Source organism: Mesobacillus boroniphilus JCM 21738 (genome assembly GCF_000517385.1).
Classification (GTDB): domain Bacteria; phylum Bacillota; class Bacilli; order Bacillales; family Cytobacillaceae; genus Mesobacillus; species Mesobacillus boroniphilus.
This window is the reverse complement of sequence record NZ_BAUW01000004.1, coordinates 62367-87062: the sequence shown is the minus strand read 5'-3', so window position 1 is coordinate 87062 and position 24696 is coordinate 62367. Positions and strand designations below refer to the sequence as shown.

The 24696-nt window shown below is 43.9% G+C and carries 17 protein-coding genes, 3 pseudogenes and 1 other annotated feature; of the genes and pseudogenes, 18 read left to right on the top strand and 2 right to left on the bottom strand.

All coding sequences use genetic code 11. From position 1 onward, the window contains the following. Window positions 1-28 precede the first annotated feature (28 nt). The 5 genes and pseudogenes from tig (at window position 29) to yihA (ending at window position 8211) form a co-directional block, all read left to right on the top strand. Window positions 29-1317: pseudogene (gene tig, locus JCM21738_RS02610) on the top strand (trigger factor). A gap of 414 nt (window positions 1318-1731) precedes the next feature. Continuing rightward, a complete protein-coding gene (gene clpX, locus JCM21738_RS02605) occupies window positions 1732-2994 on the top strand; it encodes an ATP-dependent protease ATP-binding subunit ClpX (protein ID WP_023627104.1) in 1263 nt (420 codons plus the stop codon). A 286-nt stretch (window positions 2995-3280) separates the two neighbouring features. Continuing rightward, window positions 3281-4948, top strand: coding sequence for an ATP-dependent protease LonB (gene lonB, locus JCM21738_RS02600; RefSeq protein ID WP_023627105.1), 1668 nt, complete (start codon window positions 3281-3283; stop codon window positions 4946-4948). A gap of 353 nt (window positions 4949-5301) precedes the next feature. After that, complete coding sequence (gene lon / locus JCM21738_RS02590; RefSeq protein WP_035208829.1) at window positions 5302-7629, top strand: endopeptidase La; 2328 nt, start codon at window positions 5302-5304, stop codon at window positions 7627-7629. Beyond that, window positions 7626-8211, top strand: a pseudogene (yihA, locus tag JCM21738_RS02585) (ribosome biogenesis GTP-binding protein YihA/YsxC). Before lon ends, yihA begins: the two are co-directional and overlap by 4 nt. Before the next feature lie 114 nt (window positions 8212-8325). Here yihA and JCM21738_RS02580 read toward each other — a convergent pair. Beyond that, a complete protein-coding gene (locus JCM21738_RS02580) occupies window positions 8326-8811 on the bottom strand; it encodes a LiaI-LiaF-like domain-containing protein (protein ID WP_023627109.1) in 486 nt (161 codons plus the stop codon). A 256-nt stretch (window positions 8812-9067) separates the two neighbouring features. Between JCM21738_RS02580 and hemA the strand changes: the two are divergent. From hemA to ysxE, 10 genes and pseudogenes are all read left to right on the top strand, one after another. Further along, a pseudogene (hemA, locus tag JCM21738_RS02575) lies at window positions 9068-10413 on the top strand (glutamyl-tRNA reductase). Window positions 10414-10427: 14 nt separating this feature from the next. Next, a complete protein-coding gene (locus tag JCM21738_RS02570) occupies window positions 10428-11261 on the top strand; it encodes a cytochrome C assembly family protein (RefSeq protein WP_023627111.1) in 834 nt (277 codons plus the stop codon). A gap of 12 nt (window positions 11262-11273) precedes the next feature. Further along, window positions 11274-12209, top strand: a complete 936-nt coding sequence (gene hemC / locus JCM21738_RS02565) for a hydroxymethylbilane synthase (protein ID WP_023627112.1) — start codon at window positions 11274-11276, stop codon at window positions 12207-12209. Then, entirely contained in the window at window positions 12206-12982 is a 777-nt protein-coding gene (locus tag JCM21738_RS02560) for a uroporphyrinogen-III synthase (RefSeq protein ID WP_023627113.1), read from the top strand. Before hemC ends, JCM21738_RS02560 begins: the two co-directional genes overlap by 4 nt. A gap of 3 nt (window positions 12983-12985) precedes the next feature. Continuing rightward, the gene (hemB, locus tag JCM21738_RS02555; RefSeq protein WP_023627114.1) at window positions 12986-13966 is read left to right on the top strand and encodes a porphobilinogen synthase; all 981 of its coding nucleotides are present in this window, start codon (window positions 12986-12988) and stop codon (window positions 13964-13966) included. Window positions 13967-14014: 48 nt separating this feature from the next. Next, entirely contained in the window at window positions 14015-15304 is a 1290-nt protein-coding gene (gene hemL, locus JCM21738_RS02550) for a glutamate-1-semialdehyde 2,1-aminomutase (RefSeq protein WP_023627115.1), read from the top strand. Window positions 15305-15659: 355 nt separating this feature from the next. Beyond that, the gene (locus JCM21738_RS25085) at window positions 15660-16040 is read left to right on the top strand and encodes a hypothetical protein (protein WP_052019542.1); all 381 of its coding nucleotides are present in this window, start codon (window positions 15660-15662) and stop codon (window positions 16038-16040) included. 284 nt (window positions 16041-16324) lie between these two features. Next, window positions 16325-16834 (top strand): LysM peptidoglycan-binding domain-containing protein, encoded by a 510-nt coding sequence (locus JCM21738_RS25080; protein ID WP_052019541.1) that lies wholly within the window; start codon window positions 16325-16327, stop codon window positions 16832-16834. A gap of 152 nt (window positions 16835-16986) precedes the next feature. Beyond that, window positions 16987-17130 (top strand): hypothetical protein, encoded by a 144-nt coding sequence (locus tag JCM21738_RS26985; RefSeq protein ID WP_369385599.1) that lies wholly within the window; start codon window positions 16987-16989, stop codon window positions 17128-17130. Window positions 17131-17143: 13 nt separating this feature from the next. Then, the gene (ysxE, locus tag JCM21738_RS02540; RefSeq protein WP_369385604.1) at window positions 17144-18022 is read left to right on the top strand and encodes a spore coat protein YsxE; all 879 of its coding nucleotides are present in this window, start codon (window positions 17144-17146) and stop codon (window positions 18020-18022) included. 18 nt (window positions 18023-18040) lie between these two features. On the opposite strand, the gene JCM21738_RS02535 is transcribed toward ysxE, so the two are convergent. Continuing rightward, entirely contained in the window at window positions 18041-18235 is a 195-nt protein-coding gene (locus JCM21738_RS02535) for a YszA family small membrane protein (protein ID WP_023627118.1), read from the bottom strand. A 179-nt stretch (window positions 18236-18414) separates the two neighbouring features. Then, window positions 18415-18658, top strand: a binding site (T-box leader). 210 nt (window positions 18659-18868) lie between these two features. On the opposite strand from JCM21738_RS02535, the gene JCM21738_RS02525 reads away from it, so the two are divergent. From JCM21738_RS02525 to JCM21738_RS02515, 3 genes are all read left to right on the top strand, one after another. Next, a complete protein-coding gene (locus JCM21738_RS02525; RefSeq protein WP_023627120.1) occupies window positions 18869-21508 on the top strand; it encodes a valine--tRNA ligase in 2640 nt (879 codons plus the stop codon). Window positions 21509-21575: 67 nt separating this feature from the next. Next, a complete protein-coding gene (locus JCM21738_RS02520) occupies window positions 21576-22889 on the top strand; it encodes a bifunctional folylpolyglutamate synthase/dihydrofolate synthase (protein ID WP_023627121.1) in 1314 nt (437 codons plus the stop codon). 85 nt (window positions 22890-22974) lie between these two features. Continuing rightward, window positions 22975-24690 carry a sensor domain-containing diguanylate cyclase gene (locus JCM21738_RS02515; protein WP_023627122.1) on the top strand — a complete coding sequence of 572 codons (1716 nt, stop codon included), beginning with the start codon at window positions 22975-22977 and terminating at the stop codon, window positions 24688-24690. The last annotated feature ends 6 nt before the right edge of the window (window positions 24691-24696 follow it).

Below are 24696 nucleotides of genomic sequence, written 5' to 3'. Positions count from 1 at the left end.
ACAATAGATTATTGTTGGAGGGAACTGTATGTCTGCAAAGGTAGAAAAAAGAGAAGGGAACCAAACGGTTCTAACAATTGAAGTAGAGGCAGAAAAGGTCAACCAAGGTCTTGACGCTGCATTCAAGAAAGTTGTTAAGCAAATTAACGTACCAGGATTCCGTAAAGGGAAAATGCCTCGCCAAATGTTCGAAAAGCGTTTCGGCGTAGAGTCTTTATACCAGGATGCAATTGATATTCTTCTTCCAGAAGCATATGCAAATGCAATCGATGAAACTGGAATCGAGCCAGTTGACCGCCCGGAAATCGATATAGAACAAATCGAAAAGGGCAAGAGCTTAATCATCAAGGCAACCGTAACAGTTAAGCCTGAAGTGAAACTTGGCGAGTATAAAGGACTTGAAGTAGAAGCATTCGACACAAACGTAACAGATGAAGAAGTAGAAAACGAATTGAAAGCAATGCAGGAAAAGCAGGCTGAGCTTGTTGTTAAAGAAGAAGGCACTGCTGAAAATGGCGACAGTGTTGTCATTGATTTCGAAGGATTCGTTGATGGCGAGGCTTTCGAAGGCGGCAAAGCTGAAAACTATGCACTTGAACTTGGTTCAGGTTCATTCATTCCTGGATTCGAAGAACAGCTAGTTGGAACAGCTACTGGCGAAGAAAAAGATGTAGAGGTTACTTTCCCTGAAGAGTACCATGCAGCTGAACTTGCTGGTAAGCCTGCAACTTTCAAAGTGAAAGTTCACGAAATCAAAGGAAAAGAACTTCCGGCTTTAGATGATGAATTCGCTAAAGATGCTGATGAAGAAGTTGAAACTTTAGAAGAGCTTAAGACAAAGATCACAGATCGTCTTGCACATGACAAAGCACATCAAAAAGAACACTTCGAACGTGACACTGTTGTAGAAAAAGCAGCAGCTAACGCTGAAATCGAAGTTCCTGAATCGATGATCAACACTGAAATCGACCGCATGGTAAGTGAGTTTGAACAACGCTTGCAAATGCAAGGCATGAACCTTGACCTGTACTACCAGTTTTCAGGTCAGGATGAAGCTGCCCTTCGCGAACAAATGAAAGAAGAAGCTGCTACACGCGTACGTGTGAACCTGACTCTTGAAGCAATCGCAAAAGCTGAAAACATCGAAGTAACTGATGAAGAAGTAAATGCAGAGCTTCAAAAGATGTCTGAAATGTACAATATGTCTGCTGACCAAATCCGGGCAGTACTAGGCGGAAGCTTGACGGAATCAAAGGCGATCTTCAACTTAAAAAAGCAGTAGATTTCCTTGTAGAAAACAGCAAGACTGTTGCCTAATAAGAGAAAAGCGGAGGCAAAACTAGACAAGCGTCTCGAGGAGTTAGGAGCCGCAGCTAGACATTTCTCGAAGTGAATTTTATACTTAGATTTATAATATAGAAACAAGGCGCGAGTAAATCGTGCCTTGTTTTCTACAATTAACACCAATATACATACATAATTTTTTAGCAATTTCATATAAGTCGATTTAACGGCTTGATTTATGGAAAAGATGAATTAGTACATATTTTTTTCGATTCATAAGCTCGAACTGAATTGGCTAAGGGTTATTATTTCCTGTCCCCTGGCAAAATGTGATACAATGCAATACATACCTGCTCGAAAGCAGCAGAAAAAACTGTTACTTAACTTATCGTTTGCTTATGAATCGCAGCTTTATATATGTTTAGAAGTTCTCAAGGGGTGAAGGCATTGTTCAAATTTAATGATGAAAAAGGGCAACTTAAATGTTCCTTCTGCGGCAAGACGCAGGATCAAGTCCGCAAATTGGTAGCAGGGCCAGGCGTCTATATCTGTGACGAGTGTATTGAATTATGCACAGAAATCGTTGAAGAAGAACTTGGCACTGAAGAAGAAGTTGAGTTTAAGGATGTTCCAAAACCACTGGAAATCCGCGATATTCTTAATGAGTATGTAATTGGTCAGGACCAGGCTAAGAAGAACTTATCTGTAGCCGTTTACAATCACTATAAGCGTATCAACTCAAACAGCAAGATTGACGATGTTGAACTATCAAAAAGTAATATTGCGATGATCGGGCCAACAGGAAGCGGTAAAACTTTGCTTGCTCAAACATTAGCCCGTATTCTCAATGTTCCATTCGCAATCGCGGATGCAACATCACTGACAGAAGCAGGTTATGTTGGTGAAGATGTTGAAAACATCCTTTTGAAATTGATCCAATCAGCTGACTACGATGTAGAAAAGGCTGAAAAAGGAATCATTTATATCGATGAAATCGATAAAATCGCTAGAAAATCCGAAAACCCTTCTATAACTAGAGATGTTTCCGGGGAAGGTGTGCAGCAGGCGCTCCTGAAAATTCTTGAAGGAACAGTTGCAAGTGTACCGCCACAAGGTGGACGAAAGCATCCACACCAAGAATTCATCCAGATCGATACGACGAATATCCTGTTCATTTGCGGCGGAGCATTCGACGGTATCGAGCAAATCATTAAGCGTCGCCTCGGCCAGAAAGTAATCGGCTTTGGCTCTGATAAGAAAGAGGAAGACTTGGACAAGAAGGAATTGTTGTCAAAAGTCCTTCCTGAAGATTTACTTAAATTCGGGTTAATCCCGGAATTCATCGGCCGTCTACCGGTAATTGCCAGCCTGACTCCGCTTGATGAAGAAGCGCTAGTCGAAATCCTGACAAAACCGAGGAACGCTCTTGTAAAACAGTATCAAAAAATGCTAAACCTAGATGATGTCGAGCTTGAATTTGAAGACGATGCACTCATTGAAATTGCCAAAAAGGCAATTGAACGCAAGACAGGTGCCCGCGGACTTCGTTCAATCATCGAAGGCATCATGCTGGACGTCATGTTCGACCTTCCATCCCGTGAAGATATCGTGAAATGTATCATCACTAAGGATACAGTCGAAAACAACATGCCTCCAAAGTTAGTGCTAGAGGACGGAACAGTCATTAAAGACGAAAGAAATTCAGCATAATACACTGAATCCCGGTGAACATCACCGGGATTTTTTCGTTTATAAGACCTCTCTCTGAAATACAGAATTCTCGGACTGATTAACGTGAAAAAACGAAAAGCTGTCAAAACAAGGTCGTGTCAGAACCTGTAATCCTATGGTAATATTGGAAGAAAACCGGTAATTCAGCATCAGACTATGGTCACTAATGATGGGAAAATTCACTTGAAAATATTGTTTATTCCAACACTCTCAGGGGGATACTAGGTTAAAGCCAATAGTATCAACCTACGGGAGGGAATGTAAATTGAGTTGGACCGGAATCGCCTTGTTTATACAGCTGTTTTTCGGAATCATCATCGGGCTGTATTTCTGGAATTTACTCAGGAATCAGCGGACGCAAAAAGTATCAATTGATCGGGAATCCCGAAAAGAAATGGAACAGTTAAGGAAGATGAGATCGGTCTCCCTGAGTGAACCGCTTGCCGAAAAAGTCAGGCCATCCAGCTTCAAGGATATTGTCGGACAGGAAGATGGAATCAAGGCACTTAAAGCAGCGTTGTGTGGGCCCAATCCGCAGCATGTCATCATTTATGGGCCGCCGGGAGTAGGAAAAACGGCTGCGGCAAGGCTTGTATTAGAAGAAGCAAAGCAAAACCAAAAATCCCCCTTCAAAAAATCTTCAGTATTTGTTGAGCTGGATGCTACAACAGCCAGGTTTGATGAGAGAGGAATCGCTGACCCATTGATTGGTTCTGTTCATGACCCGATTTATCAAGGGGCTGGTGCGATGGGCCAGGCTGGCATTCCTCAGCCGAAACAGGGTGCTGTGACCAATGCCCACGGAGGAGTTTTATTCATCGATGAAATTGGTGAGCTGCATCCAATCCAGATGAACAAGCTTTTAAAAGTACTGGAAGACAGGAAAGTATTTTTAGAGAGTGCGTATTATAATGAGGAAAACACGCAAATACCAAGCCATATCCACGACATCTTCAAAAATGGGCTCCCGGCAGACTTCCGCCTTGTAGGCGCGACGACGAGAACTCCAAGCGAAATCCCTCCGGCAATCAGGTCAAGATGCATGGAAGTATTTTTCCGCGAGTTATCCCAGGAGGAAATTTCAGAAGTAGCAAGGAATGCTGCTGAAAAAGTAGAACTGACTATGAGTGAAAAAGCGATTGAGATCCTTTCAAATTATGCACGAAATGGCCGCGAAGCCGTTAATATGGTCCAGATTGCCGCTGGACTGGCCATTACCGACGAACGAACCTACATTAAAGAAGAGGAAATTGAATGGGTCGTACATTCGAGCCAGCTGACACCAAGGATGGAAAGAAAAATCAATGAAAAGTCAGCGGTCGGCCTTGTCAATGGGTTGGCTGTGTATGGACCAAATACTGGTGCGCTTCTTGAAATTGAAGTAACTGTAATTAAAGCGAAAGATAAGGGCTCAATCAATATCACTGGTATAGTTGATGAAGAGAGCATCGGCGGACAGGGAAAATCTATACGAAGAAAGAGCATGGCACGAGGTTCGATAGAAAATGTCATCACTGTTCTGCGATCAATGGGTGTTCCAGCTGATGAATTCGACATCCATGTCAATTTCCCAGGCGGCACACCAATAGATGGCCCATCTGCCGGGATCGCCATGGCGACGGGGATTTATTCAGCAATCTATAAAATCCCGATGGACCATACAGTTGCCATGACCGGAGAAATCAGCATCCATGGGAATGTCAAGCCGATTGGCGGTGTCTATCCAAAAGTGAAGGCAGCGAAAAAAGCAGGTGCCAAGAAGGTAATCATTCCGCAGCAAAATGTGCAGACCATCCTTAATGAAATCAAAGATATAGAAATCATTCCAGTCACCCACTTGAATGAAGTGTTTGAAATTGCTCTTGAAAAAGACCTTCCGAGGGAGCAAATCATCAAGGCTGCCAGTGACTTAACGGCAAAAGAGACGAGCTAGAATGAAAAAAAGAACGCTTGCCGGCGTTCTTTTTTACGCTATTTTATTGAATATTCACCTAAAGTTAACCAAGAAGAAAATACGGGTTTATTTTTCCCTGAAAAAGGAAAGAGGGTGTAGTGGGAGTTCCAATGGCTGGAATTGCTATTTTTTAAAAAAAAGGATAAACCCGCTCTTAAAAGTAACTTCAGATGTGGACATATTTTCACCTGAATATCATGATACTAATCAATGAGGCAAATCGGTGCTAACTGCTCTTGTTATTAGACACTTGAAAATAAATACGATAGAATTGAACAACAAAGTATATTATACTTATGGTTTGATACAATGCATGTTGGAGGTGCAATGTCATGGCGAATAAGAATGAGCACACTGTCCCACTTCTGCCGCTGCGCGGTTTGCTTGTGTACCCGACGATGGTTCTGCATTTGGATGTAGGACGGGAAAAATCGGTACAAGCATTGGAGAAGGCAATGGTGGATGACCATTTAATCTATCTTACAACCCAAAAAGATATATCCATAGATGAACCAGGCGAGGAGGATTTGTACCAGATGGGTACATTGACTCGCGTCAAACAAATGCTGAAGCTCCCGAACGGAACGATCCGCGTGTTGGTTGAAGGATTGTCCAGAGCTGAAATCATTGAAATTTTTGATGAGAATGACCATTATTCCTGTAAAGTGAGAACCTTTGAGGATGATGAATCAAAGGATGTCGAAGATGAAGCATTAATGAGGACAATGCTTGAGTATTTCGAACAATACATAAAAATGTCCAAGAAAATCTCTGCGGAAATGTATGCATCTGTTTCTGATATTGAAGAGCCTGGCAGGATGGCTGATATCATCGCTTCCCATCTTCCGCTAAAGCTTAAAGAGAAGCAGGAAATTCTCGAGACGATTGACATCAAGGACCGGATGAATCGTGTCATCGAAATCATCCATAATGAAAAAGAAGTGCTGGGTCTCGAGAAGAAGATCGGACAGCGTGTAAAACGTTCAATGGAACGTACGCAAAAGGAATATTATCTGCGTGAACAGATGAAGGCCATCCAGAAGGAGCTTGGTGAAAAAGAAGGAAAGACAGGAGAAATTGCTGAGCTTACCGAAAAAGTTGAGCTTGCCGGAATGCCTGAAAGTGTGAAGGAAACTGCTTCGAAGGAACTTGACCGTTACGAGAAGGTTCCCGCTACTTCTGCAGAAAGCGCCGTGATCCGAAATTATATCGAATGGCTTGTAGCGTTGCCATGGTCAAAGTCGACAGAGGATGACCTTGATATCAGCAAAGCTGAAAAGATCCTTGATAAAGACCATTACGGACTGGAAAAAGTAAAGGAGAGGGTTCTTGAGTATCTTGCTGTCCAGAAGCTGACAAACTCATTAAAAGGACCAATTCTGTGTCTGGCTGGACCTCCGGGAGTCGGTAAAACGAGCTTGGCCAGGTCGATCGCTAAATCTTTGAACCGCAATTTTGTCAGAGTATCTTTAGGCGGTGTTCGTGATGAGTCAGAAATTCGCGGCCACAGAAGGACTTATGTCGGCGCTATGCCGGGCAGGGTCATCCAGGGGATGAAAAAGGCAGGAACGATTAATCCTGTTTTTCTTCTTGATGAAATCGATAAAATGTCCAATGATTTCCGCGGCGATCCTTCTTCTGCGATGCTGGAGGTGCTCGATCCCGAACAGAACCATAATTTCAGCGATCATTACATTGAAGAGCCATATGACCTTTCAAAAGTAATGTTCATCGCAACAGCCAATAATCTTTCAACTGTACCTGGCCCGTTGCTCGACAGAATGGAGATCATCAATATTGCAGGCTATACAGAGCAGGAAAAACTGCACATTGCCAAGGACCATCTCCTTCCTAGACAAATCAAGGATCATGGTCTATCGAAGTCACAGCTTCAGATGAAGGATGAAGCGATTACGAAGGTAATTCGTTATTATACACGGGAATCTGGGGTGCGCTCCCTTGAAAGGCAGCTCGCATCCATCTGCAGGAAAACAGCGAAAATCGTTGTTTCTGGAGAGAAAAAACGTGTGATCGTTAGCGAGAAGAACGTCGAGGACTTCCTCGGAAAGACTAAGTTCAGGTATGGGCAGGCTGAGTTGGACGACCAGATAGGCGTTGCCACTGGTCTCGCCTATACAACAGTCGGCGGTGATACCCTCCAGATTGAAGTTTCCCTGTCGCCAGGAAAAGGCAAGTTAGTCCTTACTGGCAAGCTTGGGGATGTCATGAAGGAATCTGCCCAGGCTGCTTTCAGTTATGTGCGTTCAAAGGCGAAGGATCTGGACATTGATCCGGACTTCCATGAAAAGAACGATATTCATATCCATGTTCCTGAGGGTGCTGTTCCGAAAGATGGTCCTTCAGCGGGTATTACGATTGCTACTGCGCTTGTATCTGCTTTGTCAGGAAAGCCGATCCGAAGGGAAGTAGGAATGACCGGGGAAATAACGCTTAGAGGACGCGTATTGCCAATTGGCGGTCTCAAGGAAAAATCTTTGAGTGCCCACAGAGCAGGCCTAACAAAGGTTATTTGTCCAAAAGATAATGAAAAAGATATTGATGATATTCCAGAAAGTGTACGTAAGGAGCTTGAATTTGTGTTAGTTTCTCATTTAGATGAAGTATTGAAGCACGCTCTCGCCAGCGGTGATTCTCAATGAAAGTAAATAGTGCTGAAATCGTGATCAGTGCCGTAAGGCCGAATCAATATCCGGAAAGTAATCTTCCGGAATTCGCCCTTGCAGGCCGTTCAAATGTTGGTAAATCTTCGTTTATCAATAAAATGCTGAACCGGAAAAGCCTTGCCAGAACGTCTTCCAAGCCTGGCAAGACACAAACACTGAATTTTTACTTAATCAATGAAATGCTACATTTTGTAGATGTTCCGGGTTATGGTTACGCTAAAGTATCAAAATCCGAGCGTGAAGCCTGGGGCAAGATGATTGAAACCTATATTACCTCACGCGAACAATTAAAAGCGATGCTGTTGATTGTTGACCTTAGGCATCCGCCATCAAAGGATGACGTAATGATGTATGATTTCCTCAAGCATTACGGAATTCCGGTTATCATTATCGCGACTAAAGCGGATAAAATTCCAAAGTCAAAAGTGGCAAAAGCATTTGAAGATTACAAAAGAAACCCTTGATTTAGATCCGGACGACACGATCATTCTTTTCTCATCAGAAACAGGAGAAGGAAAAGACAAAGCCTGGTCAGTTTTAGGAAGTTTCATGAAATAATCGTTTGGAATTAGAAACCCGCACCGTAGATGAATACGGTGCGGGTTTCCTTTTATAAAGTATTTACTTATTATACTAAGATTAGTGTCTAGCTTCTAAACCTGGTCAGTTTTCTTATTTCTTTTTAATAAACAACAGGTAAACACCAATTAGTATCAATGCTGCCGGCCAAAATCTCCATGCTGTCGAAACTCCATTTTCCAATAAACCAAGCCATCCGGTGATTCTGTCATAAAAAAGCAACAGTCCTGCTAAAATGAGAAAGAGGACTCCATGAAACAAGCCATTTCCTGTTTTCTGATAGCGGAGCAAAAAACCGAGGGCAATGATTAGAATAAAAGCGCCAAGGTGATCTGGCCAGAGGTCGAATTTATTGACCACATGAAAGTGGATTCCGAAGCCGACGAGGATCACGCCTGGGAAGAGGGCTTCATAATCTCTGCCCCAGTACCCTTGAACTAAAAAGGCAGCTCCGATAATGATCAAGAGTGTCGGCCACGTATAAAATTCATTGAACAACGAAACATTTTCCTGCTGTAGATAAAAATAGATTCCAAATCCGATTAATATCATTCCTGGTATAATTCTCTGATTTTTCATTACTTCACCACTTCCAGAAAGGCTCACTTGAATTAAGGGACAAACTTTGATAAGGTACATTAGGGAGTATGTTTATTTGCTTTTAATATAGTATAAAAGTATAACAAACACACAGACGAAATAGTTCAATTTAATCAATGCTATTATATATATTTTTTCAAGAGTTGTTCACATTTACAACGTTAAAACGGAAAAAACGTCATGTATAATTGCCTTAGCCAATTATGCAATTTCTATGTGGGGGTGTCAATTAATAATGCATATTATCGTTGTCGGTCTAAACTATAAAACTGCCCCTGTCGAAATCCGCGAAAGATTGACATTCAACGAGGGTAACCTTGGTGAAGCGATGAGTGCACTTCAGGAAAAGAAGAGCATCCTTGAGAATGTCATCGTATCAACTTGCAACCGTACAGAAATATACGCTGTCGTGGACCAGCTCCATACAGGCAGATACTATATTAAAGAATTCTTATCTGAATGGTTCGGAATCCCTCAGGCAGAATTTACGCCGTTCCTGTTCATCTATGAACAAGATGGGGCAATTGAACATTTATTCAAGGTTTCCTGCGGCTTGAACTCAATGGTGCTGGGTGAAACTCAAATCCTTGGGCAAGTGCGTTCAAGCTTCATGCTCGGCCTTGAAAAGAACACTACTGGAACGGTCTTCAACCAGTTATTCAAACAGGCAGTCACTATTGCCAAGCGTGGCCATTCTGAAACAGATATCGGCGCGAACGCAGTTTCTGTCAGCTACGCAGCTGTTGAACTTGCCAAGAAGATTTTCGGCTCTCTTGATCAAAAGCATGTCCTGATTCTTGGTGCAGGCAAGATGGGTGAGCTGGCTATCCAGAACCTTCATGCAAATGGAGCGAAGAAGGTAACTGTCATCAATCGTACTTACCAGAAAGCCGAGGATTTAGCTAATCGTTTTTCCGGCATGGCTAAAACACTGGATGAGCTCCAGACTGCGCTGGTTGATGCAGATATTCTCATCAGTTCTACAGGCGCGAAGGAGTTTGTTGTTACAAAGGATATGATGGCAAAGGTCGAGCAAAAGCGAAAAGGAAAGCCATTATTCATGGTGGATATCGCTGTTCCCCGTGATCTGGACCCTGAGATTGCGACTTTGGAAAATGTATTCCTTTATGATATCGATGATCTAGAGGGAATTGTTGAAGCAAATCTGCAGGAACGCCAAAAGGCAGCAGAGAAGATTCTTATCATGATTGAAAGTGAGATTGTCCAATTCAAACAGTGCTGAATACCCTTGGTGTTGTTCCGGTCATCTCTGCTTTGAGGGTCAAAGCCCTATCAATCCAGCAAGAAACAATGAACAGTATTGAACGGAAATTGCCACATCTATCCGATCGGGATATTAAAGTTCTTAACAAGCATACAAAGAGCATCATCAACCAGCTTCTTAAAGATCCAATTTTGCAGGCGAAAGAGCTTGCGGCTGGTCCAGATGCTGAGGAAGCACTCGATCTATTCGTGAAGATTTTCAATATTGAACAGCTCGTCGCTGAACAAGAAGGAATGAAAACGGCTGAAACCAAGCAGGTAAAAGTTCCTTCGCCTCAGGCTTCTTTTCAGCCGTAAGAGAGGTAGTGCCCATGGGTGATCTTTATATTACGCGTCTCCATGAAATAACCATTATGATTTATGCGGCTAGCGTGCTCTTATACTTTATCGATTTCCTTAACAGTAACCGGAGGGCAAACAAAGTTGCTTTCTGGTTACTTGCATTTGTTTGGGGATTCCAGACGATTTTTCTGATATATTACATGGTTGATCAAGGCCGGTTCCCAGTCCTGACCCTCTTTGAAGGGCTTTACTTTTATGCGTGGGTGCTGGTGACGCTGTCGCTGGCTATCAACAAACTATTAAAAGTAGATTTTATTGTCTTTTTTACAAATATCCTTGGATTCATCATCATGGCGATCCATACATTTGCACCTGTGCAATATGACTCCAATGTCATGTCCGAGCAGCTGATATCAGAGCTTTTGCTCATCCATATCACCATGGCGATCCTTTCATATGGGGCATTCTCGATTTCAGTGGTCTTTTCGCTGCTATATCTCATTCAATACGACCTTTTAAAGCGGAAAAAGTGGGGTAAGCTGTTATGGAGGATCACCGATTTAACGAAACTTGATTATTGGTCATACATATTGAATGTCATCGGAGTGCCGATGCTGATTCTGAGCTTGATCCTTGGGCTTCAGTGGGCGTGGATCAAAGTTCCTGACCTTACATGGTATGATGCCAAGCTGATCGGTTCATTCATTGTTCTAGCTGTTTATAGCATTTATCTTTATCTAAGGGTCGGCAAAGAAATGTATGGAAAATCGCTCGCCCTATGGAATGTTGCATCGTTCCTGATTGTCTTAATTAACTTTTTCCTTTTCGGAAAATTATCATCTTTCCATTTTTGGTACCAATAAAAGGAGGCTGTCATGAGAAAAATTATCGTTGGCTCCAGACGGAGTAAGCTAGCATTGACACAAACAAACTGGGTAATTGAGCAGCTGAAGAAATTAGGTGCTCCTTTTGAGTTTGAAGTGAAGGAAATCGTCACAAAAGGAGACAAGATTCTTGATGTGACTTTATCAAAGGTCGGAGGAAAAGGCCTTTTCGTAAAAGAAATCGAACAGGCTATGCTCGACAAAGAAATTGATATGGCTGTCCATAGCATGAAGGATATGCCTGCAGTTCTTCCAGAGGGGCTCGTCATCGGGGCTATCCCGGAGAGGGAAGATCAACGTGATGTGCTTATTTCCAACGATCATGTACCTTTTAAAGAATTAAGACCGGGTTCAGTAATTGGAACAAGCAGCCTTCGCAGGAGCGCCCAGCTATTGGCTCAGCGTCCTGATCTTGAAATGAAGTGGATTCGCGGAAACATTGATACGAGGATCGCTAAGCTTGAAACTGAAGACTATGATGGCATTATCCTTGCTGCTGCCGGTTTGAAGCGCATGGGATGGGCCAGTGATACAGTAACCGAGTTCATCGATGAGGATATTTGTGTACCAGCAGTCGGCCAGGGTGCACTTTCGATTGAGTGCCGCGGCGATGACGAAGAGCTTCTTCAGCTGCTTGAAAAATTCACATGCGCTGAAACAAGTGTGACAGTAAAAGCCGAAAGAGCTTTCCTGCACAAGATGGAAGGCGGCTGCCAGGTGCCGATTGCCGGATATGCCTATCTTAATGACAAGGAAGAAATCGTGCTCACAGCGCTAGTCGGCTCGCCGGATGGAAAGACAATCTTCAAGGAACAGGTTGCGGGAACAAATCCCGAGGAGCTGGGAAAGCTTGCTGCTGACAAGTTGATCAGCCAGGGAGCTAAAGACTTGATCGACAAGGTGAAACAGGAGATTGATAGTGAATGATTCCAGCGCAATCGCTGCAAAATAAAACGGTCATGATTCCAAGGGGAAAGGCTCACGCCAAGCCTTTCTCCGAATTGGTTAAAAGAAATGGAGGGATTCCAGTGGAAATCCCTCTTATTGCCTTTCAGCCGGTTACAGCCTCTAGAAAACTACACACTACACTTGCGGACTTACATAACTACGATTGGATCATTTTTACGAGCAATGTGACGGTGGAAACATTCTATTCTTTTATCAAAAAGAGTCGGACTCTTCTGCCTAAAATAGCCGTGATTGGCGAGAAAACGAAAGAAATCCTTGAAGACATGGGAGAAAAGGTAGACTTTGTTCCAGCAGAATATGTTGCCGAAGGATTCATCGATGAGTTCTTGCCTCATGTTAATCAGGGGGAAAGAATCCTGATTCCAAAAGGGAACCTGGCCAGGGATTATATTTCTAATGCACTGAAGGAAAAGGGCGCCATCGTTGATGAAATCATTATCTATGAGACATTCCTGCCTGAAGAAAGCAGAAGCAAGCTCGTTAAGATGCTAACTGAAGAAAGTCTTGATATACTAACATTTACAAGCCCATCTACGATTGATCATTTCATGAAAATCGTCGAGGAATATCATTTAAGGGACAAGCTGGAACATTGCATTGTTTCCTGCATCGGTCCTGTGTCAAAAAGGAAGGCTGAGCAGTGGGGCTTGAATGTCCATGCCATGCCGGAAAAATACACCGTCGAAGAGATGCTGAATAGCGTTGCCAATTATATAAATATTGGAGGGTAATCCATGAAACACCTTGAATTCAGCCGCCACCGCCGTCTTCGCCAGACAGCGAATATGCGCGCGCTTATACGTGAAAACTATCTTCGCCCTGAAGACTTGATCTACCCGCTTTTTGTCGTTGAAGGAGAAAATGTGAAAAACGAAGTTTCTTCAATGCCGGGAGTCTATCAATTATCCCTTGATAACCTAAAAGAAGAAATCACTGAAGTGGAATCGCTGGGCATTAAATCTGTGCTGCTATTCGGCGTTCCGAACGAAAAAGATGAAGTAGGCTGTCAGGCTTATCATGACCACGGAATTTTGCAGGAAGCGATTCGAGTCATCAAAAGGGATTTTCCTGATATGGTTGTCATTGCCGATACTTGCCTTTGTGAATACACAAGCCATGGCCACTGCGGCGTAATTGAGGATGGCAAGGTTCTTAATGACCCTTCTCTTGAGCTGTTAGGAAAGACGGCCGTGAGCCAGGCACAAGCCGGCGCTGATATCATTGCTCCATCAAACATGATGGACGGTTTTGTTACAGCGATCCGTTTTGCTCTGGATGAAGCAGGATTCGATGATGTTCCAATCATGTCCTATGCGGTAAAATATTCTTCTGCGTTTTACGGTCCTTTCCGCGAAGCAGCAGAAAGCACGCCGAAGTTTGGCGATCGCAAATCCTACCAGATGGATCCTGCAAATCGCATCGAAGCTATGCGCGAAGCAGAGTCTGATGTCATGGAAGGCGCTGACTTCCTGATTGTCAAACCGGGCATGCCATATCTGGACATCGTCCGTGATGTGAAAAACAACTTCAACTTGCCAGTTGTCATCTATAATGTCAGCGGTGAGTATTCAATGGTCAAAGCAGCAGCCCAAAACGGCTGGGTTGACGAGAAGAGCATCGTCATGGAAATGCTGACAGGCATGAAGCGCGCCGGATCAGATCTGATCATCACCTACCATGCGAAGGATGCAGCACGCTGGCTGAAGGAACAATAATCCACGGGTTTGAAAAAGAGTAGCCATTCAATAGAAATGAGGGATAGTATGCGCTCATATGATAAATCGATTGAAGCTTTTAAAGAAGCGAAAGAACTATTGCCTGGAGGAGTAAACAGCCCCGTCCGCGCATTCAAATCTGTCAATATGGATCCTATCTTCATGGAAAAAGGGAAGGGTTCAAAAATCTATGATATCGACGGCAATGAATATATAGATTATGTATTATCTTGGGGGCCGCTGATCCTTGGCCACACGAATGACAAGGTTGTTGAGGGGATCAAGAAAGTAGCTGAGCTTGGTACAAGCTTCGGAGCACCGACAGTTGTCGAAAACGAGCTTGCACAATTAGTCATTGACCGCGTGCCGTCGATTGAGATGGTAAGAATGGTATCTTCCGGAACTGAGGCGACGATGAGTGCATTGCGCCTTGCTCGTGGATATACAGGCCGGAATATGATTCTGAAATTCGAAGGCTGCTACCATGGACATGGTGACTCATTGCTTATAAAAGCTGGCTCAGGCGTCGCCACGCTTGGTTTGCCTGACAGCCCTGGTGTTCCTGAGGGAGTTGCCAAGAACACGATTACAGTACCTTACAACGATCTTAAGAGTGTCCGTTACGCATTCGAGCAATATGGTGATGATATCGCAGGTGTGATCGTTGAACCAGTAGCCGGGAATATGGGTGTCGTACCACCTGTTGAAGGATTCCTGGAGGGACTTCGTGAAATCACTAGCCAGTATGGCACCGTCTTGATTTTTGATGAGGTCATGACAGGTTTCCGCGTAGACTATAACTGTGCTCAGGGATATTACAATGTAACTCCTGACCTTACTTGCCTTGGCAAGGTAATAGGCGGAGGACTTCCAGTAGGAGCTTACGGCGGTCAAAGAGAGATCATGGAGCAAATCGCTCCAAGCGGTCCGATTTACCAGGCTGGAACGCTATCCGGAAACCCGCTTGCGATGACAGCCGGCCTGGAAACATTGAAGCAGTTAACACCAGAATCATACAAAGAGTTTGAGCGCAAAGCTGTTATCCTTGAAAAAGGACTGAGAGCAGCGGCTGAGAAATATGGGATACCGCACACAATCAACCGCGCAGGCTCAATGATCGGCATCTTCTTCACAAATGAAAATGTTATCAACTATGAAGTAGCCAAACAATCAAACCTTGAATTCTTTGCAGCATACTACCGTGAAATGGCGAACGAAGGAGTATTCCTGCCTCCATCACAGTTCGAAGGATTATTCCTATCAACAGCACACACAGACGAAGACCTGCAAAAAACAATTGAAGCAGCTGAGAAGGCATTTGCGAAGCTTGCGGAATAATAATGATAAGACACTCTCCTATTGGGGAGTGTCTTTTGTTTTGTGAAGGTATAAGGGGGCGGAGGCGGATAGAATGAGCAGTCGAATTTCTTAACTTTGTTCTAAGTAGTCCCGTGTTCGGACAAAAGGCGGTCGAAATCTCTGAACTTTGTCCGAACTAGCCTCAGGTTCGGACAAAAGGCAGACGTAGCCCTTTAACTTTGTCCGATCTAGACCTATGCTCAGACAGATTCACTTCGAACAAGAATTACCAACTTCCTTTTTATGTTCTAAATTAACATAAAAGTAAATATAGACTCATAAAGTGTTAATGACATAGTGATTTTACGTTTAAGGAATGAAAGGAGGAGTCGCTTTGTCTCAGGGGAATCAATCGTGCCTGCGATTTTCACTAGAAGAATCAGTGTGGTTTCAAAGAGGACAGGAAGTCGCTGAGCTTGTCTCGATTTCACTCGATCCGAACATAACCATCCAGGAAAATGAACAATACGTATCCATTCGCGGATCGCTGGAGTTGACTGGGGAATATACATGTCATGAACAGCAGCAAGAGAATGATGAACAGCTCTCTGCTCTTAAGTATGTCCATTCTGTCATGGAGAGGGAAGAAGGTGTCTATGAATTCCTACACCGTTTCCCGGTGGATATCACAATTCCAAAAAATCGGATTGAAAGTATTTATGACATTGATATTCAAGTGGAAGGATTTGATTATGTTTTCCGGAAGACCGTCTGAAGCTGAATGCTAATCTTGCCATCACTGGATTATACGGCGAACAGCAGCATGAAGCCGATCAGGAGGTTGACAGTGAGGGAGCGGAGGAACTGGAGGTCAGCTACCGTGAGGAGGCTAATGCAGAAGTAGATGTAAAGGTTGAAATAGAATACGTTGCAGATGCAGTTAGCCATAGAACAGAAGATGATGCTGAACCAGACTTCCCGGAAGCTCCGGCCTATTCATTTGTTCAGCAAAATGAAGCATTAAATCAAGAGGAAGATCAAGATTCCTATGAGGAAGAATTGTATGCTCCATTCAGGGCAGAAGCGAAGAAAGAGGCAAATACCGAAGAATTATCCCAACCAGAACTGCAGGAGCAAAGAGAACACCAACCAGTTCCGGAATATGCTTTAAGTGACTTCAGAGGCGAGCCGGAGCCTGTTGAAGAGGCCGAAGTTGAGCAGGAAGAAGAAGTTGAACTGGAGATGGAAGACCAGCCAGAGGCAGAAAATATGCCTGCTGAAATGGAGGAATCTACGGAAAGCTCATCTTCTCCATTATTGAAAAAGAAAAAGCCGAACATGAAGCAAGGTATTTCAATCGCCGAATTTTTGGCGAGGAAGGAAGAAGAAACAGAGGTTGCCAAAATTAGAGTTTGCATTGTCCAGCAAGGCGACTCTCTACAATCAATCTCTGAACGCTATGATGTGCCAGTGCAGCAGCTTCTGCGGGTGAATCATCTGAGCATCGACCATGAGGTCCATGAAGGCCAGGTGCTATATGTTCCTGGAGTAGCAATTCACAATTCTTAAAGTTTTACAAATAGTACCTTGTCCAAACTAGGCTGGTTGTCAGGGCTGGCTTGGCTGCTGGCTGGGATTGCTATAGCTTTTAGTATGGGCAGGTGTCTGACACCTGCCCTGCTCTATTATCGATATAAAGTCGAGAAAGCAGGCGAGATTCCATGGATGATCGCAATTTTTTAAAAGAAGAATCCGCAGTGTTAAAGCAATACCCTATCGATCCGTATTTTGCAGAGGATTTTGGCAAAGTGAAAAAGGTCTATACAAAGTCAGGGACATTCGCTCTGAAAAAAATCCACTTATAAGGGGACGGATTTTATCAAGCATATCCAGCACCTTTATCAAAAAGGCTATAACAGGATTGTTCCAGTCTATCCGGCAAACGACGGACGATATGCAGTATTGCATAATAAGTCGCTGTATTATTTAATGCCGTGGATGCCGAATGAGACAAGGGAGGACCAATCACAAAGGCACCAACAGTTCTTCAGGGAACTGGCGAGGATGCATACCTTGTCAGTAAAGGAAATGGAAATCAGCACGGAAGTTAAGCAAGAGCATTACGAAAAGACGGTAAAAGAATGGGAAAAGGAAGAAGAATTCATTAATGGATTCCTTGAAAGCTGTGAGAACAGAGTATATATGTCACCGTTTGAACTGACATTCTGCCTGTATTATATACAAATTAGCCAGGCAATCCAGTTCGCCAAGCAGAAACTTGAGACTTGGAATGAAAAAACGAAGGAGCAAAAGAAAACGAGGACCGTAACGCTTCACGGAAAAGTCTCTCCAGAACACTTCCTGTTCGATGAAAGAGGATACGGATATTTCATCAATTTCGAGAAGGCGCGGCAGGGTTCGCCAATCCAGGATTTGCTGCCGTTTTTAGCAAGGTCGCTGAAGACACAGCCAAAATATGGAGATGAAATCATCGACTGGATTTATGTCTATCTGAAGTACTTTCCATTCCGTGAGGATGAAATGCAGTTATTCATGAGTTATCTGGCTTTTCCATCGGGGATTATCCGTGTCGCGGAAACGTACCATCAGCGCAAAGCCGAAGTGGATGAGAGGAAGTTTGTCCAAAAGCTGCAGCGTCAGTACTGGCTCTTGAGCAATACGGGTTATGTAGTGACTAAAATAGACGAACTGGAAAAGCAAAAAGAACAGGCAAAACAAGAAGGAGCCCAGAGCTGAATAATGCTCTTTGGCTCCTTAAATAATTTCGAATTTGATCGCCAGTGCAATCAAGATAAATATCGATAACAGAAAGACATCAAATGTTGTCGGAAAGAAAAGTGTGCGGATCCCCTGGAACACGCAAAAAGGAATAATGAGCTGAGCACACACTGCACGCGCTGTCCTCGCCCACCTCGGGAGTGTATAAGGATTATACCTTCGTCTCTTCATCGCCATCCCTCCAAACAATCAGGTATCCCTTCTTTCATCCTATGTATGATTGGCCTAAAATGTGCTAATTGTTCGCACATGAAGGCGGAAAAAGTATAAAATAATAAAAAACAGGAAATGATGATTGACGTCAATCCACTTTTTTGGGTAGTATATCTAATATACAAAACACTAAATAAAGCAAAGCTTTGACAGGGAAGAGTACATGAGAAGCCAGCTTGAAGAGAGGAAGTCCATTAGCTGAGAGGACTTCTAAGCCGGAACCATGGAATGTCGCCCTTGAGCATCGCCTGGGAACGGAAATACTCCCAGTAACAGGCGACGGTGAAGAGCCGTTATCCAGATTTGAGCCAGCAACTGAGGTGTTTTTACCGTTGCTGGGAAAAAAGGTGGTACCGCGAACAAACTCCATTCGTCCTTTTAAGGCGAATGGAGTTTTTTATTTTAAGGTAAGAAAGTACAATTTTCACTTCGAGAATTGTCTAGCTTCAGCGCCTAGCCCCTCGAGTCGCTTCGGTCCGCCAAATGAAGTCAAAGAACGACTTCACTGGTCGGCCCTCCAGCGCTTGTCGGGGCTGAACAAGGCGCTTACGCTTTTCTGACAAGGAAATGCATTTGAATGGAGGAAAACTGATGGAAGAGAATTTGTCTATGCCGACTAAATACGATCCGTCTTCGATTGAGCAGGGACGCTATGAATGGTGGATCAAAGGGAAGTTTTTCGAAGCGAAGGATGATGAAACGAAAGAGCCATATACAATCGTCATTCCGCCGCCAAACGTAACGGGAAAGCTGCACCTGGGCCATGCGTGGGACACAGCGCTTCAGGACATCCTGACACGAATGAAGCGTATGCAGGGTTACGATGTTCTATGGCTTCCGGGAATGGACCATGCGGGAATCGCGACACAGGCGAAGGTTGACGAAAAACTTCGCAGCCAGGGCATCAACCGCTATGAACTTGGCCGTGAAAAGTTCCTAGAGGAATCATGGAAATGGAAAGAGGAATACGCACAGCATATCCGCACTCAATGGTCAAAGCTAGGACTGGGACTTGACTATAGCCGCGAGCGCTTCACATTGGATGAAGGCTTATCCAAGGCAGTAAAAGAAGTTTTTGTTTCTCTTTACCGTAAAGGATTGATTTACCGCGGCGAATACATCATCAACTGGGACCCTGCAGCAAAAACGGCCCTATCTGATATTGAGGTTATCCATAAAGATGTCCAGGGTGCTTTCTACCATATGAGATATCCTCTGGCAGACGGCAGCGGTCACATCGAAGTCGCAACAACAAGACCGGAAACGATGCTCGGTGATACTGCGGTTGCTGTTCATCCAGAAGATGACCGCTACAAGCATATGATTGGCAAGACCGTAACCCTGCCAATCGTCGGCCGTGAGATTCCAATTGTCGGTGACGATTATGTCGATATGGAATTCGGTTCTGGTGCCGTAAAAATCACTCCTGCACATGACCCTAACGACTTTGAAATCGGTAACCGCCATAATCTTGAAAGAGTCCTAGTCATGAACGAAGATGGTTCAATGAATGCCAAAGCAGGCAAGTACCAGGGTATGGACCGTTTCGAGTGCCGCAAGCAAATCGTCAAGGACCTTCAGGATGAAGGCGTACTGTTTAAAATTGAAGAGCATATGCATTCAGTTGGACACTCTGAGCGAAGCGGAGCAGTAGTCGAGCCATATCTATCGACTCAATGGTTCGTTAAAATGCAGCCGCTTGCTGATGAAGCAATCGCCCTTCAGAGCAAAGAAGAGAAAGTTAACTTCGTACCTGAGCGCTTTGAAAACACCTATATGCGCTGGATGGAAAACATCCGTGACTGGTGTATTTCCCGTCAATTATGGTGGGGCCACCGAATTCCTGCCTGGTACCATAAAGAAACAGGCGAGGTATACGTTGACCACGAGCCACCTGCAGACGCTGAAAATTGGGAACAGGACAATGACGTTCTTGACACGTGGTTTAGTTCAGCACTATGGCCTTTCTCAACAATGGGCTGGCCGAATGAAGAAGCTGCAGATTTTAAGCGTTACTATCCAACCGATGCCCTTGTAACTGGTTATGATATCATCGCTTTCTGGGTATCAAGGATGATCTTCCAGGGCCTAGAGTTCACTGGCCAGCGACCATTCAAGGATGTACTGATCCACGGGCTCGTTCGTGCAGAAGATGGCCGCAAGATGAGTAAGTCACTAGGTAATGGTGTTGATCCGATGGATGTCATCGGCCAATACGGTGCCGACTCACTCCGCTACTTCCTTACAACAGGAAGCTCACCGGGGCAGGACCTTCGCTACAGCACGGAGAAGGTAGAAGCGACATGGAACTTCGCCAATAAAATCTGGAACGCATCCCGTTTTGCTTTAATGAACATGAACGGCATGAAGTACGAAGAAATCGATTTAAGCGGTGAAAAATCTGTAGCCGATAAGTGGATTTTAACAAGGCTGAATGAAACGATTGAAACAGTGACAAGGCTGTCAGACCGCTATGAGTTCGGTGAAGTCGGCAGGGCTCTTTACAACTTCATCTGGGATGATTTCTGTGACTGGTATATTGAAATGGCGAAGCTTCCACTATACGGTGAAGATGAGGCTGCCAAGAAGACGACGAGATCGATTCTTGCATACGTTCTTGATAACACAATGCGCCTGCTTCACCCATTCATGCCATTCATCACGGAAGAAATCTGGCAGAACCTTCCTCATGAAGGTGAGTCCATTACGATCGCAAGCTGGCCGCAGGTTGACACTAAACTTACTGATAAAGAGGCAGCAGACGATATGAAGCTTCTTGTTGAAGTCATCCGTTCTGTACGAAACATACGCTCTGAAGTGAACACACCACTTAGCAAGAAGGTTGATATGTTCCTGAAGGTGAAGGATGAAAAGACATTAAGCATGCTTGAAAATAACCGTGGCTATATCGTTCGATTCTGTAATCCAGAGAACCTTGAAGTCGGACTTGAAGTCAACGCTCCTGAAAAAGCAATGACAGCAGTCGCTACAGGACTTGAAATCATCATGCCACTTGAAGGGCTGATCAATATCGATGAAGAAATCGCCCGCCTTCAAAAGGAAAAAGAGAAGCTTGATAAAGAGGTAGAACGCGTCCAGAAGAAGCTGGCAAACGAAGGTTTTGTCAAAAAAGCTCCTGAAAAGGTCATTGACGAAGAGCGCGCGAAGGAAAAAGACTATCTGGAAAAACGTGCAGCAGTCGAAGCACGCATCAATGAATTGAGAAACTAGTTAAAGATCAAAAATTTGAAGGCGAACCAATATTGGTTCGTCTTCATCTTGAATTGAGGTGTGTTACATGTTTAATACATATGAACAGGCAATTGATTGGATCCATGCAAGACTGAGACTTGGAATCAAACCGGGACTTTCAAGGATGGAATGGATGCTTGAAAGGCTGGACCATCCTGAAAGAAGGATTAAAACTATCCACATTGGCGGTACGAATGGAAAAGGCTCCACCGTCACCTTCCTTCGTTATATCCTGCAAGCGGCAGGATATAGAGTTGGAACTTTTACTTCACCATACTTTGAGCAATTCAATGAAAGAATCAGCATCAATGGCAAGCCAATCCATGATCAGGAACTGATTGAGCTGACAAATGTGGTCAAGCCGCTGGCAGATGAATTGGATCAGACTGAACTCGGCGGACCGACCGAATTCGAAGTCATCACGGCGATGTCTTTATACTACTTTGCAAAAATGTCTCCTGTGGATGTTGTCATTTACGAGGTAGGTCTTGGCGGCCGCTTCGATTCGACGAATGTCATCCATCCGCTAGTTTCAATCATCACCAGTATTGGTCTGGATCACACGGCGATCCTTGGTGATACATATGAAGAAATTGCTTTTGAAAAAGCAGGTATCATCAAGAACGGGGTAAGTGTGATTACGGGAGTAAAGCAGCCAGGAGCATTGGATGTAATTAGAAGTAAAGCACTTGAAAGCAACTCTCCGCTGTATCATCTGGGCGATGAATTTTCAACAAGTTCAAGAGAGTCTTTAAATCGGGGAGAAAAATTTTCTTTTTCCAGCATGTTCGTAGGGTTTGATAACCTGGAAACCTCGATGATCGGTTCCCATCAGGTAGACAATGCTGCCTGTGCTGTAATGGCAAGCCAGATCCTTGCAAACTACTATTCGTTTATGATTGAGGAAGAGCATATCAGGGATGGACTGACTCAAGCATACTGGCCCGGCCGGCTTGAAATCTTAAATGAAAATCCTTTAGTCCTGATCGATGGCGCGCATAATGAAGAAGGAATAATTGCGCTGGCACGTGAAATAAATTCCCGATATGCCGATAAAAAGATTAGCATCCTTTTTGCTGCTCTAAAAGACAAGAAATTGGACAAGATGATCGGGACTCTTGAAGGCGCTGCTGATCAACTGACTTTCACAACATTCGACTTTCCGCGGGCAGCTTCTGCGGAAGAACTAATGGAAGCAGGAAGCAACAGCGGGAATAAAAACATCGCAGTTAATTATAAGGACTATCTCGATAAGAAAATAAATGAATTGAACAAAGATGAAATTTTAATTGTAACGGGCTCTCTTTATTTTTTATCAGAAGCAAAGCCTTATATCGTGAATGTGTTGGAAAATAAATAAGAAAATTATGACATTGTATAGAAAGTTTGCTAAACTATTAGAAAAAGTGTGACTTTTTACCTAAAAAGGAGGCGGGTAGATAAAGATGACTTCAATCGTAAAAAAATCAATTTGGTTCAGTTGGTTACTGATCGTCCCGGTTGGTCTCTGGCTGACCTATCAAGTCTTTCCGCCTCCTGGTGATTTATCATTGTGGGAAGTATTTACCTTCCTCTTATTGATGTCCGTGGTGGCTGCTATGCCAATGGTCGTCAACAATACGCCAATTTTTCTTATACAGTGGGTATCGCTCGCAGTATTCCTGACTTACGGTATTTTTGTTGAAATGGTCTTGATGCAAATTTCCGTACTAATTCTTTTAATGAGGCTTCGTGTACAAAAGTCCGATTTACACAGATTCCCCCTGAACTCATTGATGTTCTTCATCGTATCATTAGTGAGTGGGCTAGTATTTTATGCTCTCGGAGGAACCCACGGTGCTCATTTGGCCGACGATCAATATACTTATATTTTAGGAACGGTCTACGGCATTAGCAATTATGGAGTGAATACTTTATTCCTGGTATTGCTGCAAGCAGTCGTACTAAAACTTAAGGGGCCTTATTTCGGAAAAGACTTCATCTGGGAAACAGTTACGACCTTGATTACATTCCCTGTAGGCTTCATACTTTATGAACTATACCAGAGTGAGATGGGGATCTACTCATTACTGTTTGTTGGGATTCCTTTCGCGAGTCTATCTATCATTCTCAGTCTCTATTATTCAAGCGGAAAGGTAAACCAATATTTACAAAGTGCCGCTGAGATTGGGCACCAGTTGGCTGAAAGGCTAAGGTCTGATGATGTACTTGACCTTTTTGTGCAAAAACTGATTGAGATGCTGCCGGTTGACTATGCTTACATTTTGGATGTAGAAGAAGAAAGAGAATTAAAACTCATCCATAAGGTGGAGTTTGGGGAAGTCCTTGAGCCGGTTGCCGAGCCTCTTGAAAGAGGGCAAGGAATTAGCGGGCTTGTATGGGCAGAGAAAAAGCCTGTTCTTTTCCATTCGAAAAAACAATGGAAGCATATTAATTCAGGCTATATTCCGACAGTTGCAGAAAGTATCCTCAGTGTACCGATCGTCAGGAATAACCAGGTTATCGGTGTCCTCGTCCTGGCAGCAAACAAAAAAAGGGCATTTGAAAAATCACAGCTGATGATTGTCGACATCCTTTGTTCGCACTTTGCGGTCGCGGTTGAAAACGCAAGGCACCACGAAAAAGCAAAGAAGAACAGCGAGCATTGCGCACTGACCGGCTTGTACAATTATCGCTACTTTGAAAACATGCTATCCTCAGAATTTGGAAAATTACAAAAAGGCAAAAGGGGTCTTCTTTCCCTGATACTGCTCGATATCGACCACTTCAAATCCGTCAATGATACATATGGACACCAAAGCGGAAATGAGATTTTAATCGAACTTGCTGAACGGCTTAGGAATAGAATCGGAGATATTGGCACTGTTGCCCGCTATGGGGGGGAAGAGTTTGTGCTCCTTCTGCCTGACATGATGAAAGGCGATGCCCTGAAACTGGCAGAACAAATCCGGCTGCTGATTGCCAACGAGCCTTTCACTCTCTTGCAATCTATGGATGAAGAAGGAAAGCAGATCCTGATCGATATCACCGCGTCAATCGGTGTGGCCACCGCCCCGCAGGATGCCGAAGATTCACTCGCATTGATCAGACATGCTGATAGGGCATTATATGTTGGTGCGAAGCGATCGGGACGGAATCGGGTTGCGGAGTATGTGAAATGAAAAAGG

Bases quoted from the DNA above. Each gene is read 5' to 3' on its own strand.
- lon (WP_035208829.1), top strand. From the start codon at position 5,302: ATGGCGAATAAGAATGAGCACACTGTCCCACTTCTGCCGCTGCGCGGT.
- JCM21738_RS02580 (WP_023627109.1), bottom strand. From the start codon at position 8,811: ATGAAAAATCAGAGAATTATACCAGGAATGATATTAATCGGATTTGGA.
- JCM21738_RS02570 (WP_023627111.1), top strand. From the start codon at position 10,428: ATGGGTGATCTTTATATTACGCGTCTCCATGAAATAACCATTATGATT.
- hemC (WP_023627112.1), top strand. From the start codon at position 11,274: ATGAGAAAAATTATCGTTGGCTCCAGACGGAGTAAGCTAGCATTGACA.
- JCM21738_RS02560 (WP_023627113.1), top strand. From the start codon at position 12,206: ATGATTCCAGCGCAATCGCTGCAAAATAAAACGGTCATGATTCCAAGG.
- hemB (WP_023627114.1), top strand. From the start codon at position 12,986: ATGAAACACCTTGAATTCAGCCGCCACCGCCGTCTTCGCCAGACAGCG.
- hemL (WP_023627115.1), top strand. From the start codon at position 14,015: ATGCGCTCATATGATAAATCGATTGAAGCTTTTAAAGAAGCGAAAGAA.
- JCM21738_RS26985 (WP_369385599.1), top strand. From the start codon at position 16,987: ATGGATGATCGCAATTTTTTAAAAGAAGAATCCGCAGTGTTAAAGCAA.
- JCM21738_RS02535 (WP_023627118.1), bottom strand. From the start codon at position 18,235: ATGAAGAGACGAAGGTATAATCCTTATACACTCCCGAGGTGGGCGAGG.
- JCM21738_RS02525 (WP_023627120.1), top strand. From the start codon at position 18,869: ATGGAAGAGAATTTGTCTATGCCGACTAAATACGATCCGTCTTCGATT.
- JCM21738_RS02520 (WP_023627121.1), top strand. From the start codon at position 21,576: ATGTTTAATACATATGAACAGGCAATTGATTGGATCCATGCAAGACTG.
- JCM21738_RS02515 (WP_023627122.1), top strand. From the start codon at position 22,975: ATGACTTCAATCGTAAAAAAATCAATTTGGTTCAGTTGGTTACTGATC.